The sequence below is a fragment of the Flavobacterium sp. AC274 genome (genome assembly GCF_979258275.1).
Genome location: NZ_OZ409852.1, coordinates 1356819 through 1373592 on the forward strand (window position 1 = coordinate 1356819; position 16774 = coordinate 1373592).

The following is a 16774-nucleotide window of genomic DNA, read 5'->3' on the forward strand; positions in this document are numbered from 1 at the left end:
AATTTTTACTTCGGATTTTTTGTTTATCGTTTATCTTCTTTAGAATAATTTGAAGGTCCATTGATATTAATTGGATTTCCTAAAAAACGAGGTTCCCGATTTCTTAAAACATCAAAGAAGGATTTAAAAACAGAAAGATATTCTCTAAAAGTAACATATTTGTATCCCAAATATTCTCCGTTGTTGGCAGAGTAACCAACCGATTTTATTCCGAGTTTTTGTCCGATATAAATAGCACGGTTTAAATGGTATTCCTGAGAAATTAATGTTGCTTTCTTAATTTTAAAAATATGTTTTGCCCGATACATTGTCGAATAAGTATCGAAACCTGCATAATCGATGAATATTTTAGTTGTGTCAACACCATGCGAAAAACAGTAATTTTTCATCACAGTTAGTTCATCATATTCCTGACGGCCATTATCTCCCGAAAGCAAAATTTTATTGATTCTTTTTGCTTTATACAATAAAATTCCGGCGTCAAGTCGGTCTTTTAAATATTTGCTTGGCTGATTTCCGTTTATTCCTGCACCAAAAATAATTCCGACATCATTTTTCGGGAATCTTTTAAGTGAATAAGAAATGTGTTTTTTAGTCGAAGATTTCACATATATATTTACAGCTATAATCGAAATTAATCCAAGAATAAAAAGATAAAGAATTGGTTTTAGATATTTTTTCAAAATACAGTTTTTGTAAGATTAAGTTTAAAAAAAACACGAATATAAGTAAATTTATAGATAAAAAATTCCATCAAAAATAAATAAAAAAAGCCGAAGCAAATCTTCGGCCTTAATCTAAAATCTAAAATCAGAAATCTAAAATTTACAATAATCCTGCTCTCTTCAATAAAGCTTCAGGTTTTGGTTCCTGACCTCTAAAACGTTTGTATAAAGTCATTGGGTGTTCTGTGCCTCCTTTTGAAAGTACATTTTCTTTGAATTTCACAGCAACCTCAGCATTGAAAATTCCTTTTTCCTGAAAATATTCAAAAGCATCTGCATCCAGAACTTCTGCCCATTTGTAGCTGTAATATCCAGAAGAATATCCGCCTTGAAAAATATGTGAAAAAGCCGTACTCATTGCATTTTCCTTAACATCAGGATACAATTGCGTATTGGCAAATTGTTCTGTTTCAAAAGCTTTTAAATCGGTTATGCTTGTCGGATCCTGCCCGTGCCACGCCATATCCAATAATCCAAAACTCAACTGACGCAAAGTCGCCATTCCTTCCTGAAAACTGGCACTTTCCTTGATTTTTTGAACATATTCAATCGGAATAATTTCTCCGGTTTCATAATGATTGGCAAACAAAGCCAAAGCTTCCGGCTCGTAACACCAGTTTTCCATAATCTGACTTGGTAATTCTACAAAATCCCAGTAAACAGAAGTTCCCGATAAACTCGGATAAGTTGTGTTTGCCAGCATTCCGTGTAAACCGTGACCAAATTCGTGAAATAAAGTTGTCACTTCATTAAAAGTCAATAAAGATGGTTTTGTTTCTGTAGGTTTTGTAAAATTACAAACGTTAGAAATATGCGGTCTTTCGTTTACGCCGTCTTTTATGGATTGAGATTTGAATGAAGTCATCCACGCACCGTTTCTTTTTCCTTTTCTTGGGAAGAAATCGGCATAGAAAACCGAAACTAAATTGTTTTCAGCATCTGTTACTTCATAAGTCGTAACTTCTTCGTGGTATTTATCAATGTCAAAAACTTCTGTAAAAGTTAATCCGTATAATTTTTGGGCAACTGTAAAAGCGCCGTCTAAAACTTTTTCTAACTGAAAATAAGGCTTTAGTTTTTCATCATCTAAATTAAAAAGCTGTTGTTTTAATTTTTCAGAATAATAAGCGCCGTCCCATTTTTCAAGTTGTTCAATTCCGTCCAGTTCTTTTGCAAAAGCCGTTAATTCAGCAAATTCTTTTTGAGCTGCAGGTTTTGCTTTTGCCAATAAATCATTTAAGAAAGAAAAAACTTTTTCAGGGCTTTGCGCCATTCTTTCTTCTAAAACAAAATGTGCGTGTGTTTTGTATCCTAATAAATTGGCTCTTTCAAAACGTAATTTTGCAATTTTTAAAACATTTTGCTGATTGTCAAATTCATTATTCTGAAAAGATCTTGCTCCAAAAGCAATCGCCATTTTTTTACGCAATTCGCGATTATCCGCATAAGTCAAAAACGGAACGTAACTTGGATGATCTAGTGTAAAAATCCAGCCTTCTTTTCCTTTTTCTTTCGCCAATAATCTTGCTGCTTCAATTGTTCCTTCCGGTAATCCGGCCAAATCATTTTCATTTGTCAAATGCAATTCAAAAGCATTGGTTTCTGCCAAAACATTCTCGCCAAACTGCAAACTCAATTTTGATAATTCTTTATCGATTTCTCTTAATTGATCTTTTTTGTCTTCCGGTAAATTGGCTCCGTTTCTCGAAAAGCTTTTGTATTTTTTGTCTAAAAGCTTAGTTTGCTCCGGAGTTAAATTCAGATTTTCTTTTTGTTCGTAAACCGATTTTATTTTTGCAAATAAAGCAGCGTTTAGCGTAATGTCATTTCCAAATTCAGACAATAAAGGCGAAACTTCCTGAGCGATTTTTTGCATTTCGTCATTCGTTTCTGCCGAATTCAAATTGAAGAAAACACTTGAAAGGCGATCTAAAATATCGCCTGCAAAATCCATTGCGACAACAGTGTTTTCAAAAGTTGGTGCATCTGTATTGTTTACGATAGCATCGATTTCGGCTTTAGCCAAAGTAATTCCTTCGTTGAAAGCCGGAACATAATCTTCGATTTTAATTTGCGAAAAAGGTGCTGTGTTATGTTTGGTATTAAATTTTGAAAGTAAAACGTTCATTATGATGTAATTATTTTTATTAATTGAAGTCAATATTTTTGAATTCCAAAGATAGCAATTTATAAAAATCTAATCATCTATACAAAATGAATTGGCAGCATAAAATCCTCTTAAATTGTGTTATAGATATGTTATTTATTACTGCATGCGGTTTTAAAAGCGTAAATTGAAAAAATCGATTAGAATTATAAAATTGATCATAATTAAAATAAAAAACAATGAACTATCAAATTGCAATAAAGAATATAGATACTGTTAATGAAGTAGAAGGATATTGGTCTGATCAGGATTTTATTCAGTTACTGGGAAAATTCAATTATCCTGATGGCGCAACAGCGGAGAAAAGCAGTTTGCCGGAATTATTAGAAATGGCCATTTCTGATTATGAGCCAAATGAAGCTGCGGCAATAGTGCTGGATTATAAATTGGGAGATCAATTGAGCGAAGGGCAGATTGAGCAAATATCAAATAATATGTTGATCGATAAAGTTTGTGAAGAATATCCAGAAATACACATGCAAGGAATTTTGTTTAATGTAAATCAATTGCTTTTTAAAGCTTACAACGGAAAATTTCCAAATGCAAAAGCGTCGGTTGTTCATTTTTCAATGACTCCAATGGATGGTGAACTAAGAAAATTGACAGCGGAAAATGTCCTGAAATTATTGAACAATGGTTTGTCTGACAGAAATCTTATTAAGAGATTGTTTGAAAATCAAATATCTCAAAACATTCCGTTTCCTGAAGCCGAAGCTATTATATGGGAATTGACAACAGAAGATAATGTAAATTATAATCTGGTTACTTCAGAAAACTGGATAAATAAAGAAGATATAACTGAATATGAGTTTGAGTCTGTTCTGGAGGATATTGAAGAAGAAGCATAATTAAAAAAGATTCTAAAAACACAAAGGCTTCCGTAATGGGAAGCCTTTGTGTTGAAATATCCATATTGTATTTTATCCTGCAAGGTTTTCAAAACCTTGTAGGTATTTTGAAGTTTTAAATTCGATTTCTATAATTAAACCTACAAGGTTTTGAAAACCTTGCAGGAACCGTAACTTCTTATTTCTTTAAACCTTCTGCCGCTTTATTAACAGCTGCTTTCAATTCTTCTTTGTATGCAATAATAGTATCAAGCACTTTTTTATCGTGACTTCCAATAATTTGTGCTGCTAGAATTCCGGCATTTTTTGCTCCGTTTAGTGCAACAGTTGCAACAGGAACGCCACCTGGCATTTGCAGAATAGATAAAACTGAATCCCAGCCATCAATAGAATTGCTTGATTTTACCGGAACTCCAATTACAGGAAGCGGCGACATCGAAGCAACCATTCCTGGTAAATGTGCTGCACCTCCGGCTCCGGCAATAATAACCGAAATTCCGCGAGTGTGTGCATTTTTACTGAAATCAAATAATTTTTCCGGCGTTCTGTGTGCCGAAACGATATCTACTTCAACTTCAATATTAAATTGTTTTAATATGTCGATGGCATCCTGCATGACTGGCATGTCTGAGATGCTTCCCATTATGATGGCTACTTTGCTCATGTGGTTTTTGTTTGTTTGGAAACTGTTTTTTTGTTTCAGGTTTCAAGTTTCAGGTTTTGAACTGTGACTAAAAACTGTAATTGTTTAATTTATTGAATACTAATCACCTTAATAGTATTCTTTACTTTCTCTGCAATCTTTCTTGCTTCGGTCATATCTTCATTTACGATGGTAACGTGACCCATTTTTCTAAAAGGGCGTGTTTGTTTTTTTCCGTAAATGTGGGGTGTAACGCCATTCCATCCTAAAATAGTTTCGATGTTTTCGTAAACTACATCTCCGGAGAAACCTTCGGCGCCAACTAAATTGACCATAACTCCGGCCACTTTACTGTCTGTATTTCCTAAAGGAAGATCGAGAATCGCTCGCAAGTGATTTTCGAATTGAGATGTATAACTGGCTTCAATAGAATAATGACCAGAATTGTGTGGGCGGGGAGCCACTTCGTTTACCAGAATTTCATCTTCGTTGGTTTGAAACATTTCAACCGCTAAAAGACCAACGTGATTAAATTTTTCTGAAACATTCAAAGCAATTGCTCTGGCTTTTTCGGCTACTTTTTCGTCAATTCTTGCCGGACAAATTACATATTCTACCTGATTGGCTTCCGGGTGAAATTCCATTTCTACAACCGGATACGTTTTTATTTCTCCCGATGGATTTCGGCAAACAATAACGGCCAATTCATTCTTGAACGGAACCATAGTTTCTGCAATACATTCTACATTTGGAAGATCATCCAAATCAGAAATCTGGCGAATTACTTTTACGCCATTTCCATCGTAACCAAATTCAGTACATTTCCACACAAACGGAATTGTGATTTCGTTATTCCCTATCGATTTTTGAAGATGTTCAGGAGAATCAAATCGTAAAAAAGCTGCGGTTGGTATATTACTTTCGGTATAAAAAGCTTTTTGGATGCCTTTATTCTGAATTCCTTTTAATGTTTTTGGAGACGGATATACTTTTACGCCTTCGTTTTCTAATTGTGTTAAAGCTTCAAGATTAACCAATTCAATTTCAAAAGTAAGAACATCAACTTGTTTTCCAAAATTGTAAACTGTTTCATAATCCATCAAATCGCCTTTAAAGAATTTGTTACAGGCAATTTTACTCGGCGCTTCGTCGCTCGGATCTAAAACATAAGTTTGTATATCAAATTTTCTGGTGTCAGACAATAACATTTTACCCAATTGTCCGCCGCCTAATATTCCTAATTTAAAATCAGAAGAAAAATAATTCATTTTGTAGTGTGTTTGTGCAAAGATAATTGATAAAATAGAAATGCCAATTTATTGTGTATGGAATTGCTGTTTTTTAAAATTTCAAAAGCAAAAAATAATTTGTTAAAATAATGTATTTTTTTAAAGAAGTGGTTTAAATATTTTGTTTTATATGCCTGAATTCCTTAGGTTTGATCTGATTTTCAACCATTATCCATTTCGTAATATAATGACCACAAATAATTGGGCGAACCATATTCAGAAATATCTTTTTTTATTAAAAGATGATTTTTTTGAATTGCCTTATCTGTCTAATTCGCCTCAGGTAATGTTAGACAGCCTTATCAAATTGCCTATTACAAAACATACACCAACAAAGCAATTAATCGTTACAGATAATGCTTTTTGGAAAGGTACAATGCGCTACCGCACCATCGAAGACGGGTTCTGGATTCTGGAAACCAACCTTACGATGAACGAGAATATATTGGCCAAAGCAACTTATACTCAAGATCATATTAAGGATTATTATATTCTGTCTTTTTCGGTTTTTGAGTATCGATTTCCATTCCCCGGTTCAGAGGATATAGTCCTGCTAAGTACGTGCTGGACTTTTTACAAACCCGATACTGAAGTGGCTACTTATTTTTATAAAGGTACAAAAGGCAAGTTTTTTAATATTGCCATGAATAAAGAATGGGTTGACAAGCATATAAAGTCAGATAAATTTTGCGAAAAAGGAATTCTTGAAAATTTCTTCAACGGACAAAAGGGATTTTATACCTGGCTTGATATTGCTCCAAAAGCACACTCAATATCCAAAAAACTTTCAAATATTTTAGAAGACGAAGCTAATATTCATCAAAATACGCCTGAATTGCGCAAACATTGTATGAAGTTAATTGCCGAGTTTTTTAGCAATGCTTTTGAAGACAGTAGGATTGAAGATAATATTTCGTTGTGCAATCTGGATTATTTTAATGTGGCCAAAGCCGAAAAAATGATTCTGCACAATCTGCAATCAACTTTTTTGGGAATTGATAAAATTGCTTTTGAAGTAAATACATCGCCAACAAAATTAAAAGCCAATTTTAAAACCGTTTTTGGATTTTCGATGTTGCAATATCATAAAGAAAAAAATATGCTTTTGGCAAAGCAATTGCTTCAAAATTCAGAAATTGAAGTTCAGATAATTGCGATAATTACAGGTTTTGAAAGCGCAAGTAAATTTACAGCGGCATTTAAAAAACGTTTTAAGGAATTGCCTTCTGTTTTTAGGGAAAATTAAATTGGGTTTCATATATGAACGTAGGAAGATGGGTTAAATTTATAAAAGACAACATAAACTTTTATAGAGATGGTTTTTTTGAGTTGCCTTATTTGTCTAATTCGCCTCAGGTAATTATAAAAAGTATTGTCAATTCTCCATCGGTAAAACATGTTGAGGAAGAGCAGGCTGTTTACAGAAATAATCCTTTTTCTAAAGGTGTCATGCGATACCGCGAAATTGAAGAAGGTTTGTGGGTTATTGTAACGAGTATTACTTTTAAGAAAAACGTAATGCTGAAAGCGATTTATGATGAAGATTATCCTATTGATTATTATACACTGACATTTTCGGTTTTTGAGAGTGAAGTAAAACTGCAAAACACATTTGCAGATAAAACGCCTTTTTCGAGCAAATATTGGGGATTCAAAAAACCAGGAACGCCAGTTGGGGCCTATTTTTATAAAGGTTCTGAATGTGAATTTAATTTGTTTGCGTTTAGTAAAGACTGGGCCGAACGTAATTTTTCTTTTGAAACACTTTCTGAAGATAATCAGATTAAAAAATTCCTGAATTCAGATAACGGATTTATTACCTACCAAAACATTGTTCCGAATGCCGAGCAATTGTCCAAAGAAATTTTGGTTATTTTAGAAGACAATAAACAAGATATTTTAAGCAAAGCACTTTTAAAAACCCAGGCTTTTCAGCTTATTTCTACTTTTTTCAAGAATGCTTCTTTAGATCAGAGAATTGGAAGTTACACCCTTCAGGAAACTCCTAATTACAGAAAAATTTCAAAAGCCGAAAAAATGCTTTTAGACACTATAACAAGTCCGTTTTTGGGCGTAGAATATATAGCAGAAAAAGTCGGCATGTCGCCTACAAAACTCAAGTTAACTTTTAAATTAGTTCATGGTGTTTCGATGATGCAATACCATAAAGAAAAGAAATTATTGCTTGCCATGCAGATGATTGAAAACACCGATATGCAGATAAAAAATATTGCTTTGGCAACGGGTTATAAAAGTTCCAGCAAGTTTACAGCAAATTTTAAAAAGCGTTTTGGAAAAATGCCTTCAGAAATAAGGCTTTAAGCGCTGTAAAATTCTTTCTTTTTCATGTTTTTTCTTTTATAATAAATACTTTTTTATAATTTATCTTATTTCTGTATAAGTTTTATTTGACTGATTTTCAATGTTTTAATTTTCGCAAAGAAATCCAATCCTTACAATAATTTTTTGTAAAATTGAGTTGGTCGTTTCGGGCTATTGATGTGTCCGAATGGGCTATTTGAGCGGTTTTATTTCAATATATTTTTGTTGGATAATTTTAACCTAACCAATATGATAATAAAATTACGCTTCAATGCGAATAAGCTTCGCAATTTTCAAAAAACTTCTTATTTCGATTTTGCATAAATAATGCAAACCGTTATTTCTGGCAGTTTTTAAATTTTCCTTTTACTAAATAATTTGTCTTCGAGACAAGTAAAGTTCCATTGTTCTTAGCAATTGGAACAGGAAATTTATTGTTGTTTTCGAAATAAAAATAAAGAGATTAATAATCAACTCAAAAAAAACAAAAATCATATTAGAATATGAAAAAACAAATTTTATTAATTATAATAGTCACATTGCTGCAGACGTTTACATCGTTTGCCCAGACTAAGGTTTATGATGTGCCCTTATCGGATTTTGAATCTTTTTCCTCGACTTGTGGAGCAACAAGCAAATACAATTATGCGAGAGATATGCAATTTCACTGGAACTCAACAGGAGTAGGAATTCCAACGAGTATTACAGTAGAAGTAAATTTTATTATCAATTGTATTTCAACAGCAAAAGGAATAACTCTAAACAATGGCAATCAATCTGCGTTGGTTAACGTTCCTTATAATTGCAGCTGTTCTTACCCTGGTCCATATATTTCCACATGGACCGTAGATCCTTCGAATTATAATGAAGAGGGTTTAAACACTATAAATATTAACACAACAGGGAGCTCTGAAGGTATTGATAACCTTCCTGGACAGCCAGGTATTTATGCCAAAGTAACTGTAAATTATCCGCCTCCCGGACCTGATCCGGAAATCAGTGTTAAAGGTGGATCTCTTTCTATCGCAAGTGGAAATACTACACCAATAGCTGCTAATGATACAGAATTTGGAACAGTAGTTAGCGAAAGTGCGTTAGATCACACTTTTACGATCCGAAATAGAGGTACTAACGACTTGACTTTATCAGGTACTCCAATTGTAAGTATTAGTGGGAGTTCTGCATTTACAATTCAAACCCAGCCAGCTTCTGCAACAGTTGCAGGTTTAGGTTCACAAACATTTGCAGTTCGTTTCAATCCAACCTGCACAACTGTAGGTTTGCAAACTGCTATTGTTAGCATTGCAAGTGATGATGCAGATGAGAATCCGTATAGTTTTACTGTTCAGGGAACCGGTTTAGATAACGTAAATCCCGTTGCAATTGCCAAAAACATCACAGTTCAATTAGATGCAACTGGAAGTGTTATCGTAAATGCAGATCAATTGGATGATAATAGTACAGATAATTGCGGAATTAACAATTATAAAATCACGCCTGAAATTTCAGGTACTGTTTGTAATGTTGTTGGCGAAGAGGACTATTTAGTACTTACTGCACCGGCAGGAAGTATTTTTAATAATATTGTATTTGCTAGCTTTGGAAATTCTACAGGAACTTGTGGAAATTTTGTTTCAGGTTTTTGCAATGCAGCTAATAGCTTAAGTGTCGTATCATCGGCCTTACTTGGGCAAAACAGTGCAACTATTTATTCAAGTAATTCTACATTTGGAGATCCTTGTAACGGAACACAAAAAAGATTAGCTGTTGAAGCAGCTTATGGACCTTCAAGTTCATCTGCAACAGCATCAATAACTTATTCTTGTGCAGATCTTGGTGATCATGATGTGATTTTATATGTTACAGACAATAGTGGAAATGTTTCTTCGGTAAATGCAACTATAACAGTTGAAGATACAGCTCTGCCAACTATTACATGTGCTGCTATTGCTTCTTCTTATAATAATGATGCAGGTGTTTGCAGTTATACACTATCAGACACAAGTTTAGATCCTGTTGTGGCAGACAATTGTTCAGTAACAGTTTCAAATGATTTTAATAATTCAGCTACATTAAGCGGAGCAATTTTTCCTCTTGGAACAACAACTGTAATCTGGACAGCAACTGATGCTGCCGGAAATACTGCCACTTGTACGTATGATATTGTTATAATTGATGCAGAAAAACCAACTATTACGTGCGCTGTTCCTGCGGCTTCTTATAATAATGACCTAGGTGTTTGTAGTTTTACAGTAGTAGACAATAGTTTAGATCCTGTTGCTGCAGATAATTGTAGTACAGTATCAGTTTTAAATAATTTTAATAATTCAGCTACACTAAACGGAGCAGTATTTCCGGTTGGAACAACAAATGTAATCTGGACAGTAACAGATGCTGCCGGAAATACGGAGACTTGTAATTATGATGTTGTTGTAGTTGATGCTGAGGCACCAATTGTTTCAACAAAAAATATCACAATTCAACTTGATGTAACAGGAAATGCTTCAATAACAGGAAATGATGTTGATAATGCATCTTCAGATGTTTGTAATGGAACATTAACGTATTCAGTTTCACCAAATACTTTTAATTGTACAAATGTTGGAGCCAATACAGTGACTTTAACCGTTACAGATGCCAGCGGAAATTTTGATACAGCAACTGCAACAGTGACAATTGAAGATAAAACGGCGCCAATTGTTTTAACAAAAAACATCACAATTCAATTTGATACTTTAGGAAATGCTTCAATCGCAGCGGCAGATGTTGATAATGGTTCAATAACTGTTTGTGGCGGATCGCTAACTTTAGCAGTTTCTCCATCATCATTTACTTGTGCCAATGCCGGAGCCAATACAGTAACGCTTACTGCAACTGGTACAAACGGAGAAATTTCTTCAGAAACGGCAATAGTAACCGTACTTGAAAACATTGCACCAATAGTTCAGACTCAGGATATAACAGTTGAACTTGATGAGGCAGGAAACGTTTCGGTTACTGCAAACCAGGTTAACAACGGAAGTTCAGACAATTGTGCTATCGGTACCATGACTCTTAGTAAAACTTCTTTTGATTGTACCAATGTTGGAGCCAATACAGTTGTTTTAACAGTAGTAGATAAAAGTGGAAACACAGCAACTGCAACTGCAAAAGTAACTGTTGTAAACAAATTTGGAGATAATGACAATGATGGAATTTTAGACAATTGCGATCCTGATGATGACAATGACGGAGTTTTAGATCCAAAAGACAATTGCCCAATTACAGCAAATCCATATCAGGAAGATCGTAACAATAATGGTATTGGAGATGCCTGCGATAAAGACCAAATGAACATTTCTGAAGCCTTCACTCCAAACGGAGATGGTATAAACGATACGTGGGTTATTTCTAATATAGAAAATCATCCTGCTTCTGTAGTTCGTGTTTTCAATCGTTGGGGAGCAGAAGTATTTACTGCAAGAAATTACCAAAATAATTGGGACGGACAAGCGAAAGGTCAGTCAAGCACTTTACCTGCAGCAAGTTCTTATTACTATCAAATCGATTTAGATGGTAACGGAACAATTGACAGACAAGGTTGGATATACATAAACAGGTAATTGTAAAAATTAAAATTTTAGAAATGAAAATAATTAAAAATATATCGGCGGGAGCATTACTACTTTTTAGTAGTATGCTTTTTGCCCAACAAGAAACCATACTTACAACATACCGTTACCACATGAATTTGGTAAACCCGGCTTATGTAGGTGTAGATAACGAAACTGCTTTGGCAACTACATTTCGTAAACAATGGACAGGAATTGAAAATGCTCCCGAAACACAAGCTGTATCTTTTGGTACACCGGTTGGAGGTAACATAGGATTAGGAGTTTCTATGGTTTACGATAAGACATTCGTTGAAAAACAAACCCAATTAGGAATTGACCTTTCATACAAAATGCAGGTTGGTGAACTTACTGATTTGTATTTCGGAATAAAAGCCGGTGGAAATTTTTACAATGTCAATGCTGCTGGTCTTGAAACCTATTCAAATCAGTCAGATCCTGCTTTGGCAAACATCAATCAGTTTAATCCAAACGTTGGTGTTGGAGCCTTATTAAAAAGCGACAAATATTTCGTATCCCTTTCTGTCCCAAGAATTTTGAATACTGAACGAGCAAAAAACAAAGATGGTTACACGGCTGTTGCTACAGACAGACCACATGTTTATTTAAGCAGTGGTTATAATTTCGATCTTGAAACAACAACACTTTTAATTTTAAAACCATCTTTTATGATGCGTTATGTTAATGGTGCGCCGCTTTCTGTAGATCTAAATTTGATGCTTCAAATTGAAGAATTTTTAGAAATTGGAGGAAGTTACAGAGTAGACAATGCTTACGCAGCAATGGCCGGTATAACAATTAGTAAGCATTTGACATTCGGTTATGCTTATGAAACAAATACAGGTAAAGTTATGGCAAGTGCCAAAAACTCAAATGAATTTTTCTTGAGGTTTAAATTTAATAACTCAAAAAAATCAAATTCAGAATATTAGAAATAAGGGCAGCTATCACAGCTGCCCTTATTTATTTTACAAATATCCAGATTACTTCAATGCTATTCTATTTTCTTCAATACTTCTTTGGCAACCGCTTTGTAAGCTGCAGAATGATTTGAAAAATCTTTGTTCAGAATAATTTGCAGTTCAGGATGAATCCACTCGTAATGATTTCCCAAAACATATAAAGTTCTTATAGAATAAGCTTTTGTAGCTACTTTTACATCATTTATCAGCCAGTCGAAAGAAGCTTCGATGCAATTTTGCAGATTTTCTTCAGAAAGGAGAATGCAGTTTTCGGCTTTTTTATAATGAGATTTTATTAAAAGCTGGATCACTTTTGCAATCGGTCTAATGGCGCTTTCTTCTTTCAAATGTTTCAGATTCGAACAGAAAAAATCTACATGAGGCTGCATCCAAAGTAATTCTTCGTAACAAACAAATTCTAAAACCCAACAAGCTCTGTGATGATTTTTATCCGAAGTTAAAAAACAGGCAGCAACCAGCTCATCAAATAAAGAATGGTTTTCTAAAATTTCACCTGAAAGCAGCGATCGGCTTGCTCTGCAAGGACTAACATAGTCGAGTTTTTTTTGCAATTCAGAAGACATTTTTTTTAATTTTCGATTTGAAATAAACATCTAAAATAAGTAATTTAATGAAACACTGCCGTAATAATTTACAGGCAAACCAGGATAGTAATATCTGGGCGCTGTATTGCCATTTGCAACCGCATTTGGTAAAATTAACGAAGCATATTTTTCATTAGTTACATTATTTATTCCCGCAGCAATATGAGAAGTTAGATTTTGCAGAATCTCAAATCGATATCCCGTTTTCAGATTAATAATAGTATATGAATCTGAAAAAGCTGAATTAGCATCGTTCATCGGAACTTCGTCTACAAACTGATAATCGGCATTAAAATAAATTCCCAAACGGGTATTAAAACTCAAACCTGCATTTATTTTATTGGCAGGAACTCCGGTTAGTTTATTTCCCGAAAAATCATTTCCGTTATCAATAAATTCTTTAAACTCATAATTTCCAATAGACGCTCCCAAATAAGAATTCAGCCCAAAAAACCGATTAATTTGCCAATTATAATTTAGCGTAACTTCAATTCCTTCATGAAAAGTTTTTCCGGCATTTGCACCTACATATTGATCGTCGCCAACTCTTTTTGCAACTAGTAAATCTTTAATTTCCATTCGATAAATTGCAATTTCAGTATAAAGTTTTTTATTGAAAAAATAGAACTTTCCGCCAAGTTCAAAATTATAACCGTTTTCAGGTTTTATATCCGGATTAATTGTGCCTTCGCTGGTAAGGGTTTCCTCGGTAGCTGGAAGAGAAAATCCCCGACTTGCAGAAAAATAAATCGTTTGTTCTTTATTTGGTTTGAAAAGGAAAGACAATTGCGGAGAGAAAATACCATCATAACTATATTTCTGATTTGAGTTTTCAGTATAATTAGTTAATTCAAATTGAGTTTTGTTGTAATTGATTCCCGCCTGAATTTCAAAATGTTCAGAAAGTGAACCTTTAAGCTGCGAGAATATATTATAAAAGTGCCTTTTTTGATCGGTTTCTGTAAGCTGATTTCCCTGCAGACTTCCCTGACCATTATTTTGCTGGTATAAATTTTCGAAAGTATTTCCGCTATACGTATCCGTAAAATATTCAACTCCGGCGATGAAATCAATTCCGGTTTCCTTAATTTTAAAATTACCGGAAAATTGCGTTCTCGCTCCGGTTGCAAAAGTATATTGACGCAAAATATCAAAAGGTCTTGGTTCGTTACTGTCTTTATAATTAATAAAAACAGAAGTTGAATTATTAAGGTTATCACCGATTTTGAAATCATACGCTAATCCGCCCAAAGTCGATTTGTATTCCTTAAATCCTTTTGAAGCCACCCAGGTTGGAGCACCAGATTCGGGATTGTTTTCAAAAGCATCTTTGTTAATCGAACTCGGAATAAAAGCTTTTAAATACGTATAATTGGTAAAATAAGTCAGTTTGCTGTTTTGTTTTCGAAACAATTCACCCGCAAGCGTAATTCCTTCCCGATTGTACGCACTGTTTTCGCGCCAGCCATCTGTTTTTAAATTATGATAACTGATGTTTAAACTGCCTTCATTTTCGTTTAAACTATAATTCAAACTATTTTTTAATAAACCGTAAGAACCGAAGACTGAACTCATACCGGCATTTTGTCCTTTTGATTTGGAAAGCTGTGGTGAAATTAAAATCGCACCGCCTAAACCTGCGCCGTAAATACTCGAAAGCGGACCTTTTATAATTTCGATTTGGTTGAGGTTTTCAAGATCAATATCATCAATTACCGTTTCGCTGTTCCCAGAAGTTAACGGAATACTGCCGTAAAATGCCCTGATTTTGTTGGTTCCATAAGTAGTTCGCGCACCAATTCCGCGAATCGAAATTCGGCTAGTCGTAAAATTCGACGATTGCATAAAAACGCCGGGAATTGTATTGATAACCGTTGTAATATCTGTGGTGTTATTTTGCAAAAGCTGACTTTTGGATAAAATCCCGATCGAAGCCGGAGCATCCAAAATATTGGTATTTATATGAAGCGGACTAATAACCACTTCCTCCAGTTTTTCTGTTTTAAGAGAATCAATAGTTTTGCCTTTTTCTTGTGCGAAAGTGTTTAGAGAAACAAAAATCGTAACAAGAAAAAGACAATGTTTTTTTAAGATCATAAAGTTTTTTTAATTAAAAATTGAGAATTAAAAATTAAAAAATAATTCTGGATGCAATACTTTTCTTTAAAGATAGAATCTATGTGTTTAATATTCACAAGCAATTGGAATTTGGAATTTCAAGTTTTGGAATTTAATTTTTTAAGTTTTGGAATTTGGAATTTCTAGTTTAGAATTTTAAAATTTTATTTATTCGCCGAAACCTTCCAAACCGTATTTCCGCTATCGTCATTTACCAAAAGCGATCCGTCATTCATAACCGTAACCGCAACCGGACGCCCGTAAACTTCTGCTTTTTCATCATTTGAAATAAAACCGGTTAAAAAATCTTCCGGTTTTCCAGACGGTTTTCCATTTGCAAAAGGAACAAAAAGGACTTTATAACCCGATATTTTCGAGCGATTCCATGAACCATGCTGACCCACAAAAGCGCCGTTTTTATATTTTGCCGGAAAAGCACTTTTATTATAAAAAGCCAATCCTAAAGATGCCGTATGAGAACCAACCGGAACATCGGGAACAATTGCTTTTGCAGCAAGATCTTTACCTTGTCCTTTCATTCTTGGATCTAAAATATTACCAAAATAAGAATACGGCCAGCCATAAAAACCATCTTTTTTTACACTTGTAATATAATCCGGAACTAAATCATCGCCCAATTCATCACGTTCATTAACCGCTGTCCAAAGTTCCTTGTTTGCCGGATTCCAATCCATACCAACCGGGTTTCTAAGTCCCGATGCGTAGATTTTTTCACCCGTTCCGTCAGGATTAATTTCCAGAATACAAGCGCGACGAATTTCTTTATCGATTCCGTTTTCTGCTACATTACTTCCAGATCCAACAGAAACGTAAATTTTTGTTCCGTCGGCGTTGGCAAGTAAATTTCTTGTCCAGTGATTGTTGTAACCTCCGGCAGGAAGTTCAAGAATTTTTACACCTTTTGTTTCTAATTTTAACGGATTGTTTTTATATGGATATTGATACAAACCATCCGTATTCGCGATATAGAAAAAGTCTTTTAAAACCAACATTCCAAAAGGTTTGTTTAAGCCATCTATAAAAACTTCACGAGTCTCAAATTTGCCGTCTTTATCTTTGTCCCGTAAAACTGTAATTTGATTTTTACTGCTTCTTGTTCCGCTTTCTACAACAAAAATGTCATTGTTTGGTGCAATATAAGTCCAACGGGGGTTTTCAAAACCATCAGCAAATTTTGTAACTGTAAAACCTTCCGGTGCAGTAGGGGTTTTGCCTTCCGGCCAGCCTATCACTTTACTGTTTTTTGTTTTAGATTCTGTAGCATAAGGCGGTGGTAAAGTAATTTCTCCCACTGCCGTTTTTACAACATTTCCGGGTTGTTTTGCCAGAGCTTCTTTCTCTTCTTTTTTTACCTGACCGTTGCAAGCTGTCATTGAAATTAATAATGATATAGAAAATAATTGTGTCGCTGTTTTCATTACGCTCTCTAGTTAAATATTTATACTATAACAATTTAATAAATT

The 16774-nt window shown here is 34.2% G+C and carries 12 protein-coding genes; 5 read left to right on the forward strand and 7 right to left on the reverse strand.

Annotated features, from left to right (window positions below; translation table 11 throughout):
* Positions 1–23: 23 nt before the first annotated feature.
* Complete coding sequence (locus ACZZZT_RS06120; protein ID WP_463459781.1) at positions 24–683, reverse strand: SanA/YdcF family protein; 660 nt, start codon at positions 681–683, stop codon at positions 24–26.
* Positions 684–825: 142 nt separating this feature from the next.
* The gene (locus ACZZZT_RS06125; protein WP_463462386.1) at positions 826–2853 is read right to left on the reverse strand and encodes a M3 family metallopeptidase; all 2028 of its coding nucleotides are present in this window, start codon (positions 2851–2853) and stop codon (positions 826–828) included.
* Positions 2854–3071: 218 nt separating this feature from the next.
* Here ACZZZT_RS06125 and ACZZZT_RS06130 point away from each other — a divergent pair, with 218 nt between their 5' ends.
* Positions 3072–3740 carry a hypothetical protein gene (locus ACZZZT_RS06130; protein WP_302093588.1) on the forward strand — a complete coding sequence of 223 codons (669 nt, stop codon included), beginning with the start codon at positions 3072–3074 and terminating at the stop codon, positions 3738–3740.
* 178 nt (positions 3741–3918) lie between these two features.
* Here the strand turns inward: ACZZZT_RS06130 and purE are convergent, their stop codons facing one another.
* Both purE and ACZZZT_RS06140 read right to left on the reverse strand, forming a co-directional pair.
* Positions 3919–4404: a 5-(carboxyamino)imidazole ribonucleotide mutase gene (gene purE / locus ACZZZT_RS06135; protein WP_039117314.1), complete on the reverse strand. Its 486-nt coding sequence runs from the start codon at positions 4402–4404 to the stop codon at positions 3919–3921.
* A gap of 89 nt (positions 4405–4493) precedes the next feature.
* Positions 4494–5651 (reverse strand): 5-(carboxyamino)imidazole ribonucleotide synthase, encoded by a 1158-nt coding sequence (locus tag ACZZZT_RS06140; protein ID WP_463459782.1) that lies wholly within the window; start codon positions 5649–5651, stop codon positions 4494–4496.
* A 208-nt stretch (positions 5652–5859) separates the two neighbouring features.
* On the opposite strand from ACZZZT_RS06140, the gene ACZZZT_RS06145 reads away from it, so the two are divergent.
* The 4 genes from ACZZZT_RS06145 (at position 5860) to ACZZZT_RS06160 (ending at position 12537) form a co-directional block, all read left to right on the forward strand.
* A complete protein-coding gene (locus ACZZZT_RS06145) occupies positions 5860–6918 on the forward strand; it encodes a helix-turn-helix domain-containing protein (RefSeq protein WP_463459783.1) in 1059 nt (352 codons plus the stop codon).
* A gap of 14 nt (positions 6919–6932) precedes the next feature.
* Positions 6933–7994: a helix-turn-helix domain-containing protein gene (locus tag ACZZZT_RS06150; protein WP_463459784.1), complete on the forward strand. Its 1062-nt coding sequence runs from the start codon at positions 6933–6935 to the stop codon at positions 7992–7994.
* A gap of 503 nt (positions 7995–8497) precedes the next feature.
* On the forward strand, positions 8498–11596 hold the full coding sequence (locus ACZZZT_RS06155; RefSeq protein WP_463459785.1) for a T9SS type B sorting domain-containing protein: 3099 nt from the start codon (positions 8498–8500) through the stop codon (positions 11594–11596).
* 23 nt (positions 11597–11619) lie between these two features.
* A complete protein-coding gene (locus ACZZZT_RS06160; RefSeq protein ID WP_463459786.1) occupies positions 11620–12537 on the forward strand; it encodes a PorP/SprF family type IX secretion system membrane protein in 918 nt (305 codons plus the stop codon).
* A gap of 62 nt (positions 12538–12599) precedes the next feature.
* On the opposite strand, the gene ACZZZT_RS06165 is transcribed toward ACZZZT_RS06160, so the two are convergent.
* The 3 genes from ACZZZT_RS06165 to ACZZZT_RS06175 form a co-directional block, all read right to left on the reverse strand.
* Positions 12600–13151: a hypothetical protein gene (locus ACZZZT_RS06165; RefSeq protein ID WP_463459787.1), complete on the reverse strand. Its 552-nt coding sequence runs from the start codon at positions 13149–13151 to the stop codon at positions 12600–12602.
* A 30-nt stretch (positions 13152–13181) separates the two neighbouring features.
* Positions 13182–15269 carry a TonB-dependent receptor gene (locus ACZZZT_RS06170; protein WP_463459788.1) on the reverse strand — a complete coding sequence of 696 codons (2088 nt, stop codon included), beginning with the start codon at positions 15267–15269 and terminating at the stop codon, positions 13182–13184.
* Between the two features lie 185 nt (positions 15270–15454).
* Positions 15455–16729 carry a PQQ-dependent sugar dehydrogenase gene (locus tag ACZZZT_RS06175; RefSeq protein WP_463459789.1) on the reverse strand — a complete coding sequence of 425 codons (1275 nt, stop codon included), beginning with the start codon at positions 16727–16729 and terminating at the stop codon, positions 15455–15457.
* Between the last annotated feature and the right edge of the window lie 45 nt (positions 16730–16774).

What these genes read in the sequence shown, in the direction of transcription:
- ACZZZT_RS06125 (WP_463462386.1), bottom strand. Translation starts at nt 2,853, where the DNA reads ATGAACGTTTTACTTTCAAAATTTAATACCAAACATAACACAGCACCT.
- ACZZZT_RS06130 (WP_302093588.1), top strand. Translation starts at nt 3,072, where the DNA reads ATGAACTATCAAATTGCAATAAAGAATATAGATACTGTTAATGAAGTA.
- purE (WP_039117314.1), bottom strand. Translation starts at nt 4,404, where the DNA reads ATGAGCAAAGTAGCCATCATAATGGGAAGCATCTCAGACATGCCAGTC.
- ACZZZT_RS06140 (WP_463459782.1), bottom strand. Translation starts at nt 5,651, where the DNA reads ATGAATTATTTTTCTTCTGATTTTAAATTAGGAATATTAGGCGGCGGA.
- ACZZZT_RS06145 (WP_463459783.1), top strand. Translation starts at nt 5,860, where the DNA reads ATGACCACAAATAATTGGGCGAACCATATTCAGAAATATCTTTTTTTA.
- ACZZZT_RS06150 (WP_463459784.1), top strand. Translation starts at nt 6,933, where the DNA reads ATGAACGTAGGAAGATGGGTTAAATTTATAAAAGACAACATAAACTTT.
- ACZZZT_RS06155 (WP_463459785.1), top strand. Translation starts at nt 8,498, where the DNA reads ATGAAAAAACAAATTTTATTAATTATAATAGTCACATTGCTGCAGACG.
- ACZZZT_RS06160 (WP_463459786.1), top strand. Translation starts at nt 11,620, where the DNA reads ATGAAAATAATTAAAAATATATCGGCGGGAGCATTACTACTTTTTAGT.
- ACZZZT_RS06165 (WP_463459787.1), bottom strand. Translation starts at nt 13,151, where the DNA reads ATGTCTTCTGAATTGCAAAAAAAACTCGACTATGTTAGTCCTTGCAGA.
- ACZZZT_RS06170 (WP_463459788.1), bottom strand. Translation starts at nt 15,269, where the DNA reads ATGATCTTAAAAAAACATTGTCTTTTTCTTGTTACGATTTTTGTTTCT.
- ACZZZT_RS06175 (WP_463459789.1), bottom strand. Translation starts at nt 16,729, where the DNA reads ATGAAAACAGCGACACAATTATTTTCTATATCATTATTAATTTCAATG.